16 protein-coding genes and 1 other annotated feature are annotated in these 19,618 nt (G+C 43.8%); of the genes, 10 read left to right on the top strand and 6 right to left on the bottom strand.

Annotated elements, in window-relative coordinates:
• Positions 1–374: 374 nt before the first annotated feature.
• The 4 genes from hpf (at position 375) to yjjX (ending at position 5,326) form a co-directional block, all read left to right on the top strand.
• Complete coding sequence (gene hpf / locus BCU34_RS01190) at positions 375–710, top strand: ribosome hibernation-promoting factor, HPF/YfiA family (protein WP_004735034.1); 336 nt, start codon at positions 375–377, stop codon at positions 708–710.
• Between the two features lie 110 nt (positions 711–820).
• Positions 821–942 (top strand) — a sequence feature (Phe leader region).
• A 12-nt stretch (positions 943–954) separates the two neighbouring features.
• A complete protein-coding gene (gene pheA, locus BCU34_RS01185) occupies positions 955–2,130 on the top strand; it encodes a prephenate dehydratase (protein WP_019820950.1) in 1,176 nt (391 codons plus the stop codon).
• A gap of 333 nt (positions 2,131–2,463) precedes the next feature.
• On the top strand, positions 2,464–4,842 hold the full coding sequence (locus BCU34_RS01180; RefSeq protein ID WP_102479051.1) for an EAL domain-containing protein: 2,379 nt from the start codon (positions 2,464–2,466) through the stop codon (positions 4,840–4,842).
• Positions 4,805–5,326 (top strand): inosine/xanthosine triphosphatase, encoded by a 522-nt coding sequence (gene yjjX, locus BCU34_RS01175; protein ID WP_048658081.1) that lies wholly within the window; start codon positions 4,805–4,807, stop codon positions 5,324–5,326. The genes BCU34_RS01180 and yjjX overlap by 38 nt, the downstream gene beginning before the upstream one ends.
• 105 nt (positions 5,327–5,431) lie before the next feature.
• Here the strand turns inward: yjjX and trpR are convergent, their stop codons facing one another.
• Positions 5,432–5,725 carry a trp operon repressor gene (gene trpR / locus BCU34_RS01170; RefSeq protein ID WP_048658080.1) on the bottom strand — a complete coding sequence of 98 codons (294 nt, stop codon included), beginning with the start codon at positions 5,723–5,725 and terminating at the stop codon, positions 5,432–5,434.
• A gap of 172 nt (positions 5,726–5,897) precedes the next feature.
• The gene (gene sltY, locus BCU34_RS01165; RefSeq protein ID WP_102479052.1) at positions 5,898–7,847 is read right to left on the bottom strand and encodes a murein transglycosylase; all 1,950 of its coding nucleotides are present in this window, start codon (positions 7,845–7,847) and stop codon (positions 5,898–5,900) included.
• A 263-nt stretch (positions 7,848–8,110) separates the two neighbouring features.
• Between sltY and ettA the strand changes: the two genes are divergently transcribed.
• From ettA to BCU34_RS01150, 3 genes are all read left to right on the top strand, one after another.
• Positions 8,111–9,778: an energy-dependent translational throttle protein EttA gene (ettA, locus tag BCU34_RS01160; protein WP_017071393.1), complete on the top strand. Its 1,668-nt coding sequence runs from the start codon at positions 8,111–8,113 to the stop codon at positions 9,776–9,778.
• Positions 9,779–9,868: 90 nt separating this feature from the next.
• On the top strand, positions 9,869–10,237 hold the full coding sequence (locus tag BCU34_RS01155; RefSeq protein WP_048658078.1) for a PilZ domain-containing protein: 369 nt from the start codon (positions 9,869–9,871) through the stop codon (positions 10,235–10,237).
• A gap of 49 nt (positions 10,238–10,286) precedes the next feature.
• Positions 10,287–11,297 carry a M23 family metallopeptidase gene (locus tag BCU34_RS01150; protein WP_102479053.1) on the top strand — a complete coding sequence of 337 codons (1,011 nt, stop codon included), beginning with the start codon at positions 10,287–10,289 and terminating at the stop codon, positions 11,295–11,297.
• A 142-nt stretch (positions 11,298–11,439) separates the two neighbouring features.
• Here the strand turns inward: BCU34_RS01150 and tyrA are convergent, their stop codons facing one another.
• The 3 genes from tyrA to nagZ all read right to left on the bottom strand — a co-directional run bounded on the left by tyrA (position 11,440) and on the right by nagZ (position 14,979).
• On the bottom strand, positions 11,440–12,567 hold the full coding sequence (gene tyrA, locus BCU34_RS01145) for a bifunctional chorismate mutase/prephenate dehydrogenase (RefSeq protein WP_102479054.1): 1,128 nt from the start codon (positions 12,565–12,567) through the stop codon (positions 11,440–11,442).
• A gap of 101 nt (positions 12,568–12,668) precedes the next feature.
• On the bottom strand, positions 12,669–13,742 hold the full coding sequence (locus BCU34_RS01140) for a 3-deoxy-7-phosphoheptulonate synthase (protein WP_017629783.1): 1,074 nt from the start codon (positions 13,740–13,742) through the stop codon (positions 12,669–12,671).
• A gap of 247 nt (positions 13,743–13,989) precedes the next feature.
• Positions 13,990–14,979 (bottom strand): beta-N-acetylhexosaminidase, encoded by a 990-nt coding sequence (gene nagZ, locus BCU34_RS01135; RefSeq protein WP_102479055.1) that lies wholly within the window; start codon positions 14,977–14,979, stop codon positions 13,990–13,992.
• 121 nt (positions 14,980–15,100) lie between these two features.
• Here nagZ and BCU34_RS01130 point away from each other — a divergent pair, with 121 nt between their 5' ends.
• Both BCU34_RS01130 and murQ read left to right on the top strand, forming a co-directional pair.
• Complete coding sequence (locus tag BCU34_RS01130) at positions 15,101–16,216, top strand: anhydro-N-acetylmuramic acid kinase (RefSeq protein WP_102479056.1); 1,116 nt, start codon at positions 15,101–15,103, stop codon at positions 16,214–16,216.
• A 45-nt stretch (positions 16,217–16,261) separates the two neighbouring features.
• A complete protein-coding gene (gene murQ, locus BCU34_RS01125; RefSeq protein ID WP_048658073.1) occupies positions 16,262–17,182 on the top strand; it encodes an N-acetylmuramic acid 6-phosphate etherase in 921 nt (306 codons plus the stop codon).
• A 91-nt stretch (positions 17,183–17,273) separates the two neighbouring features.
• Here the strand turns inward: murQ and BCU34_RS01120 are convergent, their stop codons facing one another.
• Positions 17,274–17,624 (bottom strand): DUF2799 domain-containing protein, encoded by a 351-nt coding sequence (locus tag BCU34_RS01120; RefSeq protein WP_017098352.1) that lies wholly within the window; start codon positions 17,622–17,624, stop codon positions 17,274–17,276.
• A 332-nt stretch (positions 17,625–17,956) separates the two neighbouring features.
• On the opposite strand from BCU34_RS01120, the gene BCU34_RS01115 reads away from it, so the two are divergent.
• Positions 17,957–19,447 (top strand): carbon starvation protein A, encoded by a 1,491-nt coding sequence (locus tag BCU34_RS01115; protein WP_048669573.1) that lies wholly within the window; start codon positions 17,957–17,959, stop codon positions 19,445–19,447.
• Positions 19,448–19,618 lie beyond the last annotated feature (171 nt).

Genomic DNA, 19,618 nt, shown 5'->3' with positions numbered 1-19,618 from the left:
AAAACACAAAAGCCGCATAAGAAGACTTATGCGGCTTTTGCTTATCTAATTCAGAAGAAGCTTGCGTAGCTATCTATGTCACGAGAGCTACATCACAAAATACTATTGAGCAAATTTCAATCAAGCACTTTCTATAAGCTGTAGGACGCCCCTAAAAACTGGTTTAATTTTTAGCGAAGACTTGCCTCCAAGTTATCGTTTTCCATAAGGATAACAAGCATTTTCCGCCAAAAAGATACTAAGACTTGCGTGAGATCACATTTGATTTTAATGCTCACTCCATCCAACCAAAACAAGATCTATATCACATTCTTTATTCCTAAAAGTCGTAATCTGAAGTTAACCCATGAGGGATACAACAGAGGAAAACTTCTATGAAAATGAACATCACTGGTAAAAACATCGACATTACCTCTGCAATCCGTGATCACATAGAAAGCAAATTTAAAAAGCTGGATAAATGGCAAGTAGACATCATTGGCTGCCAAGCGAGCTTTAGCGAAGAACCAAACAAGAAGAAGAAGTTTGAAGCGGTACTAACCGTACCAAAAGGCCAACTTGTTGCTTCATCAATCCATGATGACCTCTACGTAGCTATCAACGAAGTAGAACAAAAACTAGAGCGTCAACTCAACAAGCTACGCCATAAACCAGAAGCGCGCCGCGCTGAAAAGCCTGAAATCGAAGAGCTAGAAGCTGAAGTAGAATAAGGAAAGAGAACAGATTAAAAAATAGCGCCTCAGGGCGCTATTTTTTTGCTTGACGCTCGTAGCTCGCTTGCTTATTGTGTTTAAACATTCATAAAACAATCACTTTTTATGCACACTCAATCTTTGTTTATTTTTGACTTCTTTTTTCTTCCGTAAATCGGAGGCTAAGTCGTTTTAGAAAAACAAGTCAAAAACGAACAAGAAGCCTCCCACACTAGGGAGGCTTTTTTATAAGGACACATTTATGACTGACAGCTCAATTTCACTGGATGATATCCGCCTTCGTCTTAATGATTTAGACGACGAACTCCTGAAGTTACTTTCGGAGCGTCGCAAGCTAAGTATCGAAGTTGCTAAAAGCAAGGTAGAGACATCAAAACCAGTTCGTGATGCAGTACGAGAGCAACAACTATTAGTTAAGCTGATCAACAATGGCAAAGATAAATACGAACTTGATGCGCAGTACATTACCAAGCTGTTTCACACCATCATCGAAGACTCCGTTTTACTGCAGCAGTCATACTTACAAAATCTAGCGAACCCGCAAAGTCGTAAACCATTGGCTCGCGTTGCATTCTTGGGTTCTAAGGGATCGTACTCTCACCTTGCGAGTCGCGAATACTTCAGCCGTAAGAATATGGAGTTGATTGAGTTAAACTGTAATCACTTCAAAGAAGTAGCCTCTACGGTAGAATCTGGCCATGCCGACTACGGTGTACTACCTATTGAGAACACCAGTTCAGGTTCGATTAACGAAGTGTATGACCTACTTCAACACACAACGCTTTACATTGTTGGTGAGCTTTCTCAACCAATCGAACACTGCCTAGTGGCGAAAAGTGATATCCGTTTAGAAGACATCAAAACGCTTTACTCGCACCCACAACCACATCAGCAGTGCAGCGAGTTCTTGAGCCGTCTTAAAGATGTAACCCTTGAGTCTTGTGCCAGCACAGCTGACGCCATGAAGAAGGTGAAAGATCTGGACGGTGATGATGTTGCTGCAATTGGTAATGCGTCTAGCGGCAAGCTTTATGGACTTCAGCCAATTCAAGGCAACATTGCAAACCAAACAGAGAACCACACACGTTTCATCGTGGTAGCTCGTAAGCCTGTTGAAGTGTCAACTCAAATACCTGCAAAAACGACGCTCATCATGTCGACTTCTCAAGAAGCAGGTTCTTTGGTCGAGACACTACTGATTCTGCAACGCTTGGGTATCAACATGACCAAGCTAGAGTCTCGTCCTATTATGGGTAACCCTTGGGAAGAGATGTTCTATGTCGATTTAGAAGCACATCTGGATTCAGATAATATGCAGCAAGCAATCACTGAATTAACAGCCATAACTCGTCACCTGAAAGTGTTAGGTTGCTACCCAAGTGAGAATATCAAAGCGACTCAAGTTAAGTTGTCATAGCTGAGAGGGAGTATCAGCTTTTAGCTAACATAAGTATTTGGCCTACAGTAGGCCAAATACTTAAATCACCATTTAGTCGAATACTATTCGGTCTAAGAACACTTACCCTAGCATGCCTAAAACACAATTCACTTGTTTCGCACATTCGGCACGCTTCTCCCCTCCACTGCTTAAGTATTTCTAACAAAAAACCCATTAGTGGCTTTTTTATTAATAAAGACAAAACCTTACACCCTTCACAGGAAATCATCGAACTACGTGTAATTAATAGCGAGTAAGCATTAAGTAACATAAACTTACGCGCTTAAATTATAAATAGTGTTGTCATTAACTATGAAGCTAAGTACTAAAATCTTACTACTGATAACCCCTGTGATACTGATCAGTACCGCGGCTTCTAGCTATATTATTTATTCGACGCAAAAAAGCAGCTTCATCAAACGCGAAGACAACGCACTTCAGCTCAACATGGAAAAACTAGCCGGATACTTTCGTCAATCTCGTTCGTTTCTCAATAGCTACTCTTACACCTTGATCCAAAGCGATATGGTGAAAGGTTATTTTCTCACTGACCAAAATCTATCTCGCGATCTTGAACTGGTTAGTAACTTTCGAGAAGCTATAGATTTCCTGCAAGATGACGATGAGAGCTATACGGGTTTAGCACTTCTTAATGCTGACCGAAAACTGCGTTACTACGCAGATAATAGCAACGACTCACGCACTCAGATTGACAGTAAGATATTGGAGTATGTTGACCAGCACTATCAAGACACCCTAGCAACATCGAGTACCAACTATATTCAAAACTCCCAAGGCGAAGGGATGTTGGTTCACTATGAAAAGGTAGATAGAAAAGCGATTTTTCCAACCGAAAGTAATCAACCAAGCGATGTATTCTTTGTTGTTGTATCTGTTTCTCTCGACAAGTTTAATGCGCTTAGAAAACAGATAGAGTTCGACTACCAAACCAGCTTGTTTTTCACATCCATAGCGATTTCTTTGGAAAATGATGTCACCCATTCAGTCAAGCTGGCTCCAGAACTATACGCCACGGTCGATCCGGCGCAATTCCTGTTGGAAAACAAGCTCGATTCCATATGGAACAAGCTGAGTTTGTCGTTTGCACTGTCTGCGTTTGTGACTGTCGCTTTACTACTCATACTTCTGTCTCGCACTGTGATTACTCCGATAACACGGCTTGATCGACAACTACAGCAAGTAGAAAAAAAACAACGGAAGAACATTGAACGCTTAGGCACTCGAGATGAGCTTGGCCGACTATCACAGCGTTTTTATGACATGTACCAAGAGCTAGATAACACCTACCAACAAACCAAGCTCTTGGCCGAGAATGATCAGTTAACCCAAATCGCCAACAGGCATCAGTTTCAAACCTTCGTTCAGCAATCGTTGCCAAAACCGAGTTCAAATACCGAAACTTGGGTTCTCTACTTTGATTTGGATAACTTCAAGTTTGTGAACGATAAATATGGGCATCAAATCGGCGACTCGATTCTGGTCTCTTTTGCTCAGCGTATTTCAGATATTTGTCGCCACTATCAAACGGAGTTCGATGCTCATTGCATGCCAGCCCGACTTTCTGGTGACGAATTCGTTGTCTACATTAACGCTCCTAGTCACCGAGGAAATGTCGCGCATCGATTTTCGAGTGATTTACTGACTCCCTTACAAAAAGGGTTTATCACCGAATCAGGAAGCTTTCCGATCACGGTCAGTATTGGTATTGCGACCTACCCTAATGATGGCGATTCAATCGAGAAGCTACTGTCGAACGCGGATACCGCAATGTATCAAGCCAAGCGTGCAGGCAAAAACCAATTTGCTGACTATTCACGGGATTTAGACAAAGCGATTCAACGCCAAGCAAACATTGAACGTGCGCTTAGAGACAAGAATTTTGATGAAGAGTTTAGACTCGTTTATATGCCCTATATGGATTCAACCGGCGCGCATATTATTGGGGTTGAGGTACTATTACGCTGGGACTCGAAACTGTTGGGAGTAGTTCCGCCCGATGAATTCATTCCAATTGCCGAGCAAACTGGGTTATTCGAGCAAGTTGATCGTTGGGTAATTCAGAATGCGTTTGCTTCTTTTTACCGACTTCAGGCTCAATTTGACCACTCAATTCAGCTGTCGATTAACTTATCTTCTGCTGGGATTGAAACCACACACCTTGCCGATTTCATTAAAAAACACGCAAAAATCAATCATATTCCACCAAGTTTGATTGATTTTGAAATTACCGAGACCTTTTATTCGAATTCGGAAGGCTTTCCGTTGCTCAACGAATTGGCGGGGATGGGCTATCGATTAGCAATTGATGACTTTGGTTCCGGTTATACCTCTATCACTCAACTGGTGCAGTATCCAACTCAAAAAATTAAATTAGATAAAGCGTTTTTGGATACCTTGATTGAGACCGATAACCAGAACATCGTAAAACCTGTGATTGGACTATGTCATGCTCAGGGGAAAAAGGTCACCGCCGAAGGGATTGAAACTCAAGGCATGCACCAGTGGTTACAGGATGCGCAGTGCGATATGCTGCAAGGCTATTACTTTGGTAAACCTATGCCATTAGAAGAGTTGAGTGACTGGTACCAACAACATCAACTCAATCTACTCGACAACAAAAAGAATCCGACACATGAAATCTGTAATCATCGCATCGCTGAACCCAGCTAAAATTAACGCCGTTAAAAGTGCGTTCTTATCTGCTTTTCCTGATACTGAATTTGATTTCAAAGGCATCAGCGTCCCTAGTGGCGTTGCCGATCAACCGATGAGTAATGATGAAACCTATCAAGGGGCAGTGAACCGCGTGCACAACGCAACGCAAGCGCAGCCCTATGCTGACTTTTATGTTGGTCTAGAAGCAGGAATAGAAAAAAACGTCACCTTTGCTTGGATGGTTATCGAAGCGAATGGTCAACGTGGAGAGTCTCGTTCAGCGAGCCTTATGTTGCCACCAGCCGTGCTTGATAAGTTAGAGCATGCAAACGAGCTCGGAGATGTAATGGATGAAGTGTTTGGTACCGATAATATCAAACAGAAAGGTGGAGCAATTGGCCTACTGACACATAATCAACTGTCTCGCAGTTCAGTGTATCATCAGGCTTTAATTTTAGCGCTGATCCCATTTTTGAACCCTGAGCACTTTCCTGTTTAGTGCTTCGTTAAACTTAGAAAGGTTCTGAAAACAATCTTCAGAAACAAAAAACGCTAACAGTTAGTTAGCGTTTTTTATCGAACTCTTACTTTAACAACTTAGTGACTATTTGAGTAGTAGATCCGCAATCACGGCTTTCTCTTGTTCCGATTTTGCCTTTAGCTCATTCGAACCTCTGGTTATCGTCGCTACGCCTACTCCCAGCATTTGACTCACCTGTCGTTGAGACAGATCGCCTTTCATCAACTCACAGAAGATATTAATTCGAGCAACCAGAGCATCTCGCTCGTCTGGTGTCATCATCATGGTCAACAACAGTTCGTGCTGATCTTTTTCGACAGCCGTCTTTACCAAGTCCATCAGTTGTTGCCAATTATCATATTCAGGTTGTGATGCCATATCTCTACACTTACTTTTAAATTCTGACTTTAAAGAGTCGCTTAACAATTGAAAGTGTTTAACACTTTATACCGAAACACTTGATGCGATCCAATGTAAAAAGGCAGTAAGTGGAAATGGTTCGCACTCACTGCCTTTATTCTTACTCAGTTTCGGGCCAAATGCCGAAGCCTTAGTATTTCATTTTTGCTTCATGGGTAGCTAAAAATGTCCCTTTCTCACCCAAGATATCTCGATAGTAGGTCTCAAACATCAAGATATTCTGAACGTAGCCCCGAGTCTCTTTGAATGGGATCATTTCAATAAATGCAAAAGCATCGAGTTTTTCATCGCTGCGTGAACGCCATTGTTTAACACGGCTAGGACCTGCATTATAAGCGGCAAAAGCAAAGATACGGTTGTCATCATATTGAGCTAATAAGCCATCTAAGTAGTGGCTACCAATCTCAATGTTCTTGCCGACATCATAAAGATCATCGCTGCCCTGATACTTAATTTTATGTTTGTTAGCCGTGTATTGCGCCGTCTTCGGCATAATTTGCATGATTCCACGCGCGCCAACAGGGGAGCGAGCCTCTGAATCCATCGCACTCTCTTGTCTTGCTAAAGACATCAAGGTGATTGGGTCAATATCATGTTTTTCTGCATAGAAGTTAAACCACCACTTATGAGCAACAGGGAAACGTAATGCAATGTTGTCCCACATCTTCGCTGAGATACTCGCCGTCACGGTAAAGTGATTCCAACGTTGCGTCGCAGCATGAGCCGCAAGCATCGCTTTTTGGTCTTTGTCTACGTTGCTTAGTAACCAACTCCACTCACTCTTCGCTGCCGCAATTTTATCTCGGTCAATCAGCTCACCAATACGCACCAAAGAGGTGTCGAATGGCTTGACTGTTTCAGCATTGTATTTAAGTGTCGATGTTGGGTATTCGACAGACTTACCTAACTGCTTAGCCGCAGCTACACTGTAAAAATTACGCTGACCCAAGATATCTGACAATCGCTTATTTCCTTTGTCAGTATCGCCCGTCGCGATTTCAGCTCTGCCCTGCCAATATTGCCAACGAAGCGAAGCCTGATGCTTGTCATCCAAGCGCGCTATCCACTCTTTCAAACCCGTCCAATCGGCATGTTGAATCGCTAAGCGAGCACGTCGTTCGAGCAGAACTTGCTTTGATGAACTCGCGAGCATCTGGTCTCGCCACGCCATCAACTCTTCAGAATCGGTGTTAATCAAACGAAACGTTAGGTAATCAGCAAGCTCTTGAGACTTCTCTTTCGAGAACTTTTGAGCCTTGATGACGTCATCAAACACCTCTTGAGCGCTGCTTGATGACTTCCTTGCTAACTTCTCGAAAGCAAACTCGGTTTGCGCTTGGTAGAATTCATTTGCTGGGTGCTTGTTAGCAAATTCGAGCACGTTTTCAGGCTTGTTGTACAACGCCTTCATCTGCTTAGCTTGAGCAATTGAATCATCATGATCCAATTGCTTGATCAGGTAGCTCATCAGCTTGCCGTTACGGCCTTCAAACGCTAATAACATTCTATCTAGGATGAGTTCATCCGTTCTTAAACCGGCTTGATCCCAACTTTTAAATAAAGGGTCACAGGCATCATCAACACCACTGCCACTCAACCAAAGCTGTTTCGCCCCTTTAAAGGCGAGCTCTTTGTTACCTTGCTCGTAATGCGCTCGATAATAGATGCATTGATATTTTTCACCGACAGGCTCTTTAGTTTGAAATTCAAGGATGGTCTTCCACTGTTTTTGAGAAGCCAATGAATCCAGGTAAGGTGCGCGCATTCGATTAGAAAATGGCAGTGCCTTATTCTCTTCAATGAAAGCATCCACCTCAGCAGGTGTGCGATCACCTAAGCCAATCAGAAAGGCTCGATAATCGGTGTAAGGTGTTAAAGGGTATGTTTGAATTTTGTTGCGCAGCGCGGAGTAAGCTTTTAGATCACGGTTGTCTAAAACCTCTTGCGCTCTATCATAAACATCACGCTGCATTTCAAGCTCAGAGGCGTTGCTAGCCATAGCCATCGGAGCCAGTGAAAATGAAGACAAAATTGCTGATGCAGCCACAGCAATTTTCGTATTACCAATGCGGAAAAACATTCGCTCTTTCCTTAGTGCGTGTATGAATACGTGAAGTCTATTTACGCCCGACATCACATCAAATGTAAAGGATTTGAGTGTAAATACTATTAATATTTAACACTTCGCCTCAGAAGCTTATTAAATATAGTTTTAATGACCAATGTGACAATAATAGGTAAGGATTAGTTCAAGAATGGCTTTTCTGACCTAGGAGTAACATCTTTAGGGATATTGGTATAAAATAGCAGACAATTTTGAACAATAATTAGGATCGATCGGCAATGGCTGAATACGTATATACCATGTCTCGGGTGAGCAAAACTGTTCCACCTAAGCGTCAAATTCTTAAAGACATTTCTCTTAGCTTTTTTCCTGGCGCTAAAATCGGTGTTTTGGGTCTAAATGGTTCAGGTAAATCGACCCTACTACGTATCATGGCTGGTATTGATACTGATATTGATGGTGAAGCTCGTGCACAGCAAGGCCTTAAAGTAGGTTACCTACCGCAAGAACCTGTACTAGACGAATCAAAAACCGTTCGTGAGATCGTAGAAGAAGCGGTTTCTGACGTTGCTGACGCACTTAAGCGTATCGATGCAGTCTACGCAGCTTACGCAGAACCGGATGCAGACTTCGATGCACTAGCAAAAGAGCAAGGCGAACTAGAAGCACTGATTCAAGCAAAAGACGGCCACAACCTAGAAACAGCTCTAGAGCGTGCTGCTGACGCACTTCGTCTTCCTGAGTGGGATGCGAAAATTGAATTCCTATCAGGTGGTGAGCGTCGTCGTGTTGCTATCTGTCGTCTACTTCTTGAAAAGCCAGACATGCTGCTTCTTGATGAACCAACCAACCACTTGGATGCCGAATCAGTAGCATGGCTTGAGCACTTCCTAGTCGATTACAGCGGTACTGTTGTGGCGATTACCCACGACCGTTACTTCCTAGACAACGCTGCAGGCTGGATTCTAGAACTTGACCGTGGTGAAGGTATCCCATGGGAAGGTAACTACACGTCTTGGCTAGAGCAAAAAGACGAGCGTCTTAAGCAAGAAAAAGCGGGCGAAAGCGCACGTCAAAAGACAATCGAGAAAGAACTTGAATGGGTTCGTCAAAACCCTAAAGGCCGTCAAGCTAAGTCTAAAGCTCGTATGGCTCGTTTTGAAGAACTGACTACTGGCCAATACCAAAAGCGTAACGAAACCAACGAACTGTTCATCCCGCCAGGTGAGCGTTTAGGTGACAAAGTTCTTGAAGTGAACAACCTGACTAAGTCGTTTGGTGACCGCGTTCTTATCGACGACCTATCGTTCAGCATGCCTAAGGGCGCTATCGTCGGTATCGTTGGTGCCAACGGTGCAGGTAAATCAACACTATTCAAGATGCTAAGCGGTGCAGAACAACCAGATTCAGGTTCAGTTGTATTAGGTGAGACTGTTAAGCTTGCTTCTGTTGATCAGTTCCGTGACAGCATGGACGACACTAAGACAGTATTCCAAGAGATCTCTGAAGGCGCTGATATCATTAAGATCAACAACTTCGAAATCCCTGCGCGTGCTTACTGTTCTCGTTTCAACTTTAAAGGCAACGACCAACAGAAGATCATCGGTGAGCTTTCTGGTGGTGAACGTAACCGTGTTCACTTAGCTAAACTGCTAAAAGCGGGCGGTAACGTACTGTTACTCGATGAACCGACCAACGACCTTGACGTTGAAACGCTACGTGCTCTTGAAGAAGCACTGCTTGAATTCCCTGGCTGTGCAATGGTTATCTCGCATGACCGTTGGTTCCTTGACCGTATTGCGACCCATATCTTAGACTACCGTGATGAAGGTCAAGTTAACTTCTACGAAGGTAACTATACTGAGTACACTGAGTGGCTTAAGCAGACTCTGGGCGCTCAAGCGGCAGAACCGCACCGCATCAAGTACAAGCGTATCGCTAAGTAAATAAGCTTGTATTTTGAACAAAGGCCGCGATAATAGCGGCCTTTGATATATCTGGCTTACGTGTTATGCATCGATATAGAGAGATTACTTATGGTTGAAAGACGTCAATTTTCACGAGTTATTTATCAAGTCCCGACTGAGATCTCACAAGGGCAAGTAAATGTATCAGGCTCAGTGCAAGACTTATCACTCCATGGTTTACTCATTCAATGCAATGAATCAAAACAACTTAGCCATGATATCCCCGTTCAAGTGAGCTTTAAGCTCGAAAGCAGTGATATCAATATTCAGTTAGAAGCAACGATAGTCTCTACCATCAATACCTCAATGCGTTTACGCATAGAGCATTTAGATATTGATAGTATTAGCCACCTTAAGCGCCTTGTGGAGCTTAACGTTGGTGACGATGAACTGCTTTATAGAGAGATTGAACACCTTACCGATTTAGGTAGAGAGTGACATCTCCATTACCCTTTTTCTATTAGAAGCATTTAGTTAATACAGAACCATGTCTAAAAAACTATCCATTACTATTCCCTCTAGCCAGGGGGAACAGACGTTTTACTTCGGCCGTAAAGCCGTACTCATGTGCACTACTGCCATTTTTTCAGTACCGCTATTGATTGGCGGAGCGGCGTACATGCACTTCGAGAGTAAACAAGAACTCGCGATGCAAGCAGGTGACGCACAAGAGTTGATTGAAACTCTGATTGTTGAAAAAGAGCAAACTGAGTTTCTTTATGCTGAGCAAGTAGAAACCAACCATTCGCTATCGCAAACACTGACTGAGAAAGAAGGCACGATTCAACTGCTTGGTAAGCGTGTATTCGATGTGGAATCAGTACTTGGTCTTGCTGATGAAGAGCTGCTTACCGATGATGCATCTTTAGAAGATCGTATTGATGCGGCTGCAGTCGATTCAGCAGTAAGAGCCACGATGTTCCGTTTGATTCCAAACGACAGCCCGATGGCTTATCAACGTATCTCTTCTTCTTATGGTAGCCGCACTAACCCTATTTCAGGTAAACGCCACGTACATACTGGTATCGATCTAACGTGTAAGCGTGGTGAAGATATTGTGGCGCCCGCAGATGGAGTCATTGAAACAGTACGCCCAAGTAAAAAAGGCTTCGGCAACTTTATCACTATGCGTCACTCGTTTGGTTTCATGAGTTCTTATGCGCACCTACAGAAGTTCAAGGTACGTAGCGGTCAGTTTGTAAGTAAAGGCGATGTCATTGCGAGCTGTGGTAATTCAGGTAACTCAACCGGCCCACACTTGCATTATGAAGTACGCTTCCTTGGCCGTTCGTTGAACCCTCAATACTTGATGGATTGGACACCGGAAAACTTCAACTACGTATTCGAAAAAGAGAAAAAGGTTAAGTGGGGCCCACTGGTTCAGCTGATTGATAATGTGGTTCGTTTGCAGATCAACCTGACTAACGTGCCTTACATTAGCTCAACCATCGACACCGTATCGAGTGAAGATAGTAAGAAACCTATTACGACTAACTAGACACAGCTAACTAGAACCTGTTGATTTGGCCTATGATGATCTAATTGCATTTAGCCTACAGTAGGCCAAATGCTTTCATAGCGTTCAACACAAACAAAAAGAGCGACCATCAGGTCGCTCTTTTTTATGATTTCAAATCGTATTAACCACGATGAATCGAGTCATGTGCTTGTTTTAGAAGACTTTGGCTCTCTTGCAAAAATTGTTGTGAGTAGTCACCAAACCAATCACTCACTTGGTTGAAGCTCTCAACAAACTTGGCTTTATCTTTCCCGTCCAAGATCTCTAGAGCTTCTCCGAAACAACTATGGAAACGTCGAATCATCTCAATGTTCTCATCTGAAGAGAGAATGATGTCTCCGTACAAGTTCGGGTTTTGAGCAAACAGACGACCAACCATAGCAATCTCAAGACGGTAGATTGGCGAACTGAGCTTCAGAAGCTGATCGATATTCGGATTCTCTTTACTTAGGTGCAAACCGTAAGCAAACGAGGTGAAGTGACGAAGTGCTTGAATCAAGGTCATGCCGTGATCGTGTTCTGCTGCATCCATCTGACATAGGCTCGCACCCCAGATACCAAATTGATTCAGTAGCCATTGGTAGCTTTCAGAACCACGACCATCACTGTAGACAATCACCTGCTTAGCAAGGCTAGGAACATCAGGACCAAACATTGGGTGCAATCCAACCACTGGGCCTTGGTGCATGTCCATCATTGCTTGTAGCGGTTTTGACTTAATCGATGTTAAATCACAAAGAATACAATCGCTTGGTAGGTTACCTAGTTTTGCAATCACACCTTCCGTTAGGTGAATTGGAACCGTAACAACAACAAGGCCAGCATTATCTAAGATTTCGTCGGCCTTATCCCAATCTTGGCTGCCGAGGATTTTCACTTCGTAGCCAGACAGTTTGAACATACGACCAAACAAGCCACCAAGTTGACCATTACCACCAACGATAACCACTGAACGTAACTCTGGGTTTAGACACTTAAAACCAGAATCTTTCTCACTGGCATAAGACTCACGCATAGTACGACGCAAAATATCTTCGATTAGCTGTGGTGGAACCCCTATTTTCTCGGCTTCTTGACGACGAGATGCCAGCATTGCAGCCTCACGCTCTGGTACATAAATAGGTAAACCATGTTCACTTTTTACTTCACCGACTTTCTCTACTAGAGCCAATCGCTGAGCAAGTAAATCCAACATTTGTTTATCGACAGCATCGATTTGGTCGCGTAATTCGTTCAGTTCAACGGCCATTTTATTCCTTACTAATCTATAAGCCCCTACTAACGCTGAGTTCGCTAGTAACAGATCTTAAAATGCCCCATTAGATGAGGCACTTAAATTTAAAACTCTGACTAACCTTTCAAACGGTTCTCTAAGAACGGGACTAATTCCGTATGTGCATGCTTCAATAGTGCCTCAGTTGAATCCCAATTGATACACGCGTCGGTAATAGATACGCCGTATTTCATCTCATTGAGAGGTATATCCGAAGATTGGTTTCCTTCGTTAATATGGCTTTCAATCATAAGGCCGATAATCGACTTGTTGCCTTCACGAATTTGGTGAATCACATCTTCTGCAACTAGAGGTTGGCGGCGGAAATCTTTGCGAGAGTTAGCGTGGCTACAGTCGACCATTAGCGCAGCCTCTAAGCCAGATTTACCCAGCTCTTGCTCACATTCGTGTACCGATACTGAATCGTAGTTCGTCTGCTTACCGCCACGTAAAATCACGTGACCGTTTGGGTTACCTTGCGTTGTTAGTAGTGCAACTTGACCTTCGCGACTAATACCCATGAAACGGTGGCTAGAAGAAGCCGCCTGCATTGCATTGATTGCTGTACCTAAGTTGCCATCGGTGCCGTTTTTAAAACCGATTGGCATTGAAAGACCACTTGCCATCTCACGGTGAGTTTGCGATTCAGTAGTACGAGCGCCAATCGCCGCCCAACTGAAGGTATCTGCTAGGTATTGCGGGCTGATTGGATCTAGTGCTTCTGTTGCGAGTGGAATTTCCATCTCAGCAAGTTCAACCAGCAGCTCACGACCAACATGCAGACCGTGCTCAATATCGAAAGTGCCATCTAGATGAGGGTCATTAATCAAACCTTTCCAACCAACAGTAGTACGAGGCTTTTCAAAGTAAACACGCATTACAATATACAGTTGATCGCTCAGTTCTTCAGAAAGTGCTTTTAGGCGTTTCGCATACTCTTTCGCAGCTTCAATGTCATGGATAGAACATGGACCACATACAACAAGCATACGATGATCTTTCTTATGAATGATGTTTGCGATAGTTTGACGAGACTCTTGAATGAAACGACGAGCATTATCACTCAAAGGCAGTTTTGCTTTTAACTCCTCAGGAGTAATCAGTACCTGTTCGTCGATGATATTGACATTGCTTAATTCACTTTTCTGCATAACTCAACCTGTATATTTATTTTTACACCCAACATTTCCATTTGGGCTAACAATCTTTAAAAACACAATAACAGCTACAAAAACGATTGCAAGTGTAAACAATAAAAAACATTTAATGTAAATATAAATTTACACCCCCATCTTTATCTCGTTCTGAGGCACAAATAGGCCTTAACCACACCAAGCACATACAAAAAAGGCGATATCTTTAATATCGCCTTCTTAAAACTTATAGAGTGTTTATTTATCACCCAGCGTTTAACATCCGCTTAATTTGCTCTGAGGCCTCTTTCCATCGGCTATCCGAGTGAAGCGTCGGTAAATCAAAGCTGTGCTTTTTAAGCAATGAGTTGGCTAAAGGCACCTCTTGAATCGCTAAGTGATCAAGAGCTTCAATTTGTGCATCTCGTTTATTACACATCAACACCATGTCACACCCCGCATTCAAGGCCGCTTTCGCTCTGTCGGCTGGTCCGCCCATAATAGCAGCACCTTCCATGGTTAAGTCGTCCGAGAATATTAGGCCTTTAAAGCCAAGTTTTTGTCTCAATACTTTCTGTAGCCAATACTGAGAGCCACTTGCTGGTTGATCATCATAATGAGAGAACACCACATGTGCAGGCATCATGGCATCCAATATTCCGGCTTCAATTTGCGCCTTGAAGATTGCCATGTCGGTTTCAAAGATGTCGTCTCTAGGGTCATATGGCGTCTCTAAGTGTGAGTCAGCAATTACGCCACCGTGCCCAGGGAAGTGTTTTCCTGTTGTCGCCATGCCAACCGACTTCATGCCTTTGATGAACGCGCTGCTATGACGAACGATGGTATCAATATCTTCACCAAACGCTCGGCTACCAATTGCTTTACAGTCGTGGCCTTTATCTAATACTGGCGCAAAGCTCAGGTCGATATCATGGGCAATCAATTCTGCCGCCATCAGCCAACCGGCCTGTTCTGCTAACTGCTCACCATTATTCTTAGTCGCAAATTCCTGAGCAGCTGGAATAATTGAAAAGCCGTCACGAAAACGCTGAACTCGGCCGCCTTCTTGGTCAACGCCGATTAAAATAGGACGTTTTGCTACCTTACGAATTTCTTTGTTTAACGCCGATAACTGTTTGCTATCGTGATAGTTTCGAGAAAATAAGATGAGACCACCAACAGTTGGGTGCTCCAAAATCTCTCTGTCTTCAGCTGTCAGCTCGTAGCCTGCAACATCAACCCACAACGGTCCCATATTTATCCCTTATTAAACCTAATTTCATAAACTTCCCGAGATTATTCTCTTTAAATTTGCTTTACAATGTTTTTAAACCAATCTGTGGAAGACTTTAGGAATGCAGTGCAAGAGCTTAGGAATGGATCATAAAGAACTGTATATCGGTGTGATGTCGGGGACCAGTATGGACGGCGTTGATACTGCTTTAGTTTCGATTGAAGATACGCGTATCACATTACTCGCTCATGATGAGTTCCCAATGCCTGATGATCTCAAAGCGCGTCTGCTTGAGGTGTGTATTGGTCAGAAAACGGATTTGATTGCTATTGGCGAACTCGACCACCAGCTTGGCCATCTATTTGCTGATGCGGTTCTGCAACTTCTCGACAAGTCAGACACACCTGCATCTTCTGTGACTGCGATTGGTAATCATGGCCAAACGGTGTTTCATCAGCCAACAGGCGAATCTCCATTTACCATGCAGCTGGGTGATGCCAACATCATTGCCGCTAAAACACAGATTCAAACCGTCGCTGATTTTAGACGTAAAGACATGGCATTAGGCGGACAAGGTGCACCGTTAGTACCGGCTTTCCACCACACTATTTTTCACCCGCAAGACAGCTCAGTTGTAGTGTTGAATATTGGTGGTATCTCGAATATTTCAGTACTGCGCCCGAATCAGCCAACGCTTGGTTATGATACTGGCCCGGGCAATATGTTGATGGACGCTTGGGTTGATAAACATACGGGTAAGAAGTTTGACCGTGATGCGCAATTCGCACTTAAAGGCCAACTTAATCAAGCTTTACTCGAACAGCTGTTGAATGAGTCTTATCTATCTCAAATACCACCGAAAAGTACTGGTAGAGAGCTATTTAATCTACCGTGGCTAGAGCAACAGCTTACAGAATTTAAATACCTTGCAGCAGAAGATGTGCAACGCACGCTTTGTGAATACACGGCATTGACGATAGCCAATGAAGTGGAGATTTATCGCTTGGGTGACCAACCCGCCTTGTATGTGTGTGGTGGTGGTACAAGAAACCCATTGTTGATGAAGAGACTGTCTGAACTGCTTTCGAGTTGGGAAGTTGACTCAACCACCAGTAAAGGCGTTGATGCAGATTACATGGAAGCAATGGCCTTTGCGTGGCTTGCTCAACGTCATGTTCATCAACTACCAAGCAATTTACCAGAAGTGACTGGCGCAAGTAGGGCTGCCTCTCTAGGCGTTCTCTACCGTGCTGACTAAACCATTTTAGAACCATCATTTTAGAATCACCATTTAAGGATCATTATGAGTAACGACGCTCTCATATCAGCGCTCTCGCACCTCGTTTCGGAGGGGAGAAACCCTGATACTATGGATATTGATCTGCTCACCTCTCTCGAAGTGGTTGAAAAGATTAACCAACAAGACAAACAAGTCCCACTGGCGATTGAAGCGGAACTGCCGCAGATCGCGAAAGCGGTTGATAAAATTGCTCATGCCTTTCAAAACGGTGGTCGACTGATTTATATGGGCGCAGGCACCAGTGGTCGATTAGGTGTGTTGGACGCATCAGAATGCCCACCGACTTTCGGTGTTTCAGACAAAATGGTTATCGGCCTAATTGCAGGTGGACCAGAGGCGATTTTAAAAGCCAAAGAAGGCGCAGAAGACTCGCTGACTCTCGGTATTGAAGATCTGAAAGCGATTCAATTTTCAGAAAATGATGTCGTGGTGGGTATAGCTGCCAGTGGTCGCACACCTTACGTGATTGGTGCACTCAACTATGCCAATCAGCTTGGCGCGGTGACCGTTGCATTGTCTTGTAACCCTGATTCTCCAATTGCTGAAATCGCTCAAATCGCAATTAGCCCGGTGGTTGGCCCAGAAGCATTGACTGGTTCAACACGACTCAAATCAGGTACAGCACAAAAGCTGGTGCTTAATATGCTAACGACTGCCAGCATGATTCGTATCGGTAAGAGCTACCAAAATCTGATGGTCGACGTAAAAGCGACCAATGAAAAGTTGGTTGCCCGCGCTGCTCGTATCGTTATCCAAGCAACTGAATGCGACAAAGCGCTGGCAGTCTCGACACTTAAAACGACTGATTACGATGTGAAGTTGTCTATTTTGATGATTCTAACCGGGCTAGATTTAGAATTGGCCAAGGCTCAGCTTGATAAGCAAAATGGTTTCTTGAGAAAAGCAGTCGAGAATAATCAGTAATCTGCTTCTGTTACTCTCACTACAAACAAAAAGACCAGTACACATGCGGTACTGGTCTTTTTAGTTTTAATTTTTTATCGCTAGCTTGGGCTTAATAGTCGTTTGAGAACTCATCCCAGCCACGTTGCCATTCCATGCGGAAACGTTGAGCGTCTTCCGTACCAGAGCACACGCCTTCATACACCTGACCAGATAAACCAATCTGATAAGCATGGTTCGGATTACAATATTCAGTCACACCTAGATGGTAACCTTCTGTGTAACTCGCTTGATCGACTGCGCCAAGCTCAGTCATCTCTGAATACGAACGCTGAGTGTGACCTTTGATGCCATCACGATAGCCAATCTCTTGCCAATTGCCCTCAGCGGCTAAATCTTGAACATTGGCGCTGCATCCTGCAAGGCTAAATGCCACGGCGAATAGTGCGATTATTTTTTTCATTTCAGTCCTTTATATTTACCTAGCCACTTCCTGACGAAGCGTTACCTTTATGGTGATTCTCCGCTGAACACTGGCTGATGTCCACTTATGTCTGTTATCTGCCACTGATATCTATTGGTTACCGCTTAAAGCTGATAAATCACCACTTGCCAGAAGCAAGAGCCTTCTCAACACGAATAACCAACCGCTCTACAAACGTAGCAAACCACTCAATCAGTTATAACACCACTTAATTGACTATTCGACCACTCACTCTCATAGCAGAAGTTTCTTTTCATACTCTTCTTTAATATACACCCTGACTTAATTAATACATTCAGGGATAACAAATTATGATGTGGTTTCTTACCTGTGTTGCAGCACTCATTGGTGGCTACTTTATTTACGGTGCCTTTATCGAGAAGATTTTCGGTATCAATGAAAAGCGTCAAACACCCGCTCACACTAAGCAAGATGGCGTGGACTACGTTCCAATGTCGACACCAAAGGTTTACCTAGTTCAACTGCTTAACATTGCAGGTGTAGGTCCAATCTTCGGACCTATCATGGGTGCCCTTTACGGCCCAGCAGCGATGCTTTGGATCGTGCTAGGTTGTATCTTCGCAGGTGCAGTGCACGACTACTTCTCAGGTATGTTATCTATCCGTAATGGTGGTGCTTCGGTTCCAACCATCACTGGACGTTACCTAGGCAATGGCGCAAAACACTTTATGAACATCTTTGCCATTGTTCTACTGCTTCTTGTTGGTGTGGTATTTGTTTCTGCTCCTGCAGGCATGATCACTAACCTAGTGAACGACCAAACTGATTTCGCGATGTCTGCAACAACCATGGTTGTTATCATCTTTGCTTACTACATCATCGCAACGATTGTCCCTGTCGATAAAATCATTGGTCGTTTCTACCCACTGTTCGGTGCACTACTTATCTTCATGTCTGTTGGCCTAATCACTGCGATTGGTCTATCTGACGAGCACCAAATCATGGGAGGCTTCGAGATGAAAGACATGTTCACCAACATGAACCCGAATGACCTACCACTTTGGCCTGCTCTATTCATCACTATCGCTTGTGGTGCAATCTCTGGCTTCCACGCAACTCAGTCACCACTGATGGCGCGTTGTATGGAAAACGAGAAGAACGGTCGCTTCGTATTCTATGGTGCAATGATTGGTGAAGGCATCATCGCTCTAATCTGGTGTGCACTTGCTCTTTCATTCTTCGGTTCAGTTGAGTCTCTATCAGACGCAATTGCAAACGGCGGCCCAGGTAACGTGGTATACAGCGCTTCATTTGGTCTACTGGGTGTATTCGGCGGTATCCTTGCTTTCCTTGGCGTGGTTATCCTACCAATCACTTCTGGTGACACAGCATTCCGTTCAAGCCGTCTTATCCTTGCTGAATACTTCAACATGGAACAGAAAACACTGCGTAACCGCCTACTGATGGCTCTGCCACTGTTCGTTATCGGTGGCATCTTGACTCAAGTTGATTTCGGTATCATCTGGCGCTACTTCGGTTTTGCTAACCAATCAACAGCTGTAATGATGTTATGGACAGCTTCGGCTTACCTACTTCGTCACAATAAACTGCACTGGGTAACTACGGTTCCAGCTGTGTTCATGACATCTGTATGTATCACATTCATCCTGAACAACAGCCAACTAGGCTTCGGTCTACCAATGCAAATCTCGACCATCATTGGTGTGGTGAGTGCACTTGGTATTGCGGCTTACGTTATCAAGATATCAAAAGGCAAAGGTGATATCGACCTTGCTGATGAAGAAGAGAAAGAAGCAAAAGGCGTAACCAAAACTGCCTAGTTCTTTCAGACTTTGAATAAAAGAGACACGTCTTCATTGAGAGACAAAACAACAGCCAAACACACTTCGCTTGCTCCCGTAATCACCCAGTGATTCGTGGAAATTAAGACTAAAGCCCGTCCTCTGTGATGGGCTTTACTGTATCTCAGCATTGAGAAGCAATCGTCACTC

Origin of the sequence: Vibrio sp. 10N.286.45.E10 (assembly GCF_002874195.2) — a bacterium.
Classification (GTDB): domain Bacteria; phylum Pseudomonadota; class Gammaproteobacteria; order Enterobacterales; family Vibrionaceae; genus Vibrio; species Vibrio crassostreae.
The sequence above is the reverse complement of the archived record's forward strand: the minus strand, read 5'-3'. Positions and strand labels throughout refer to the sequence as shown.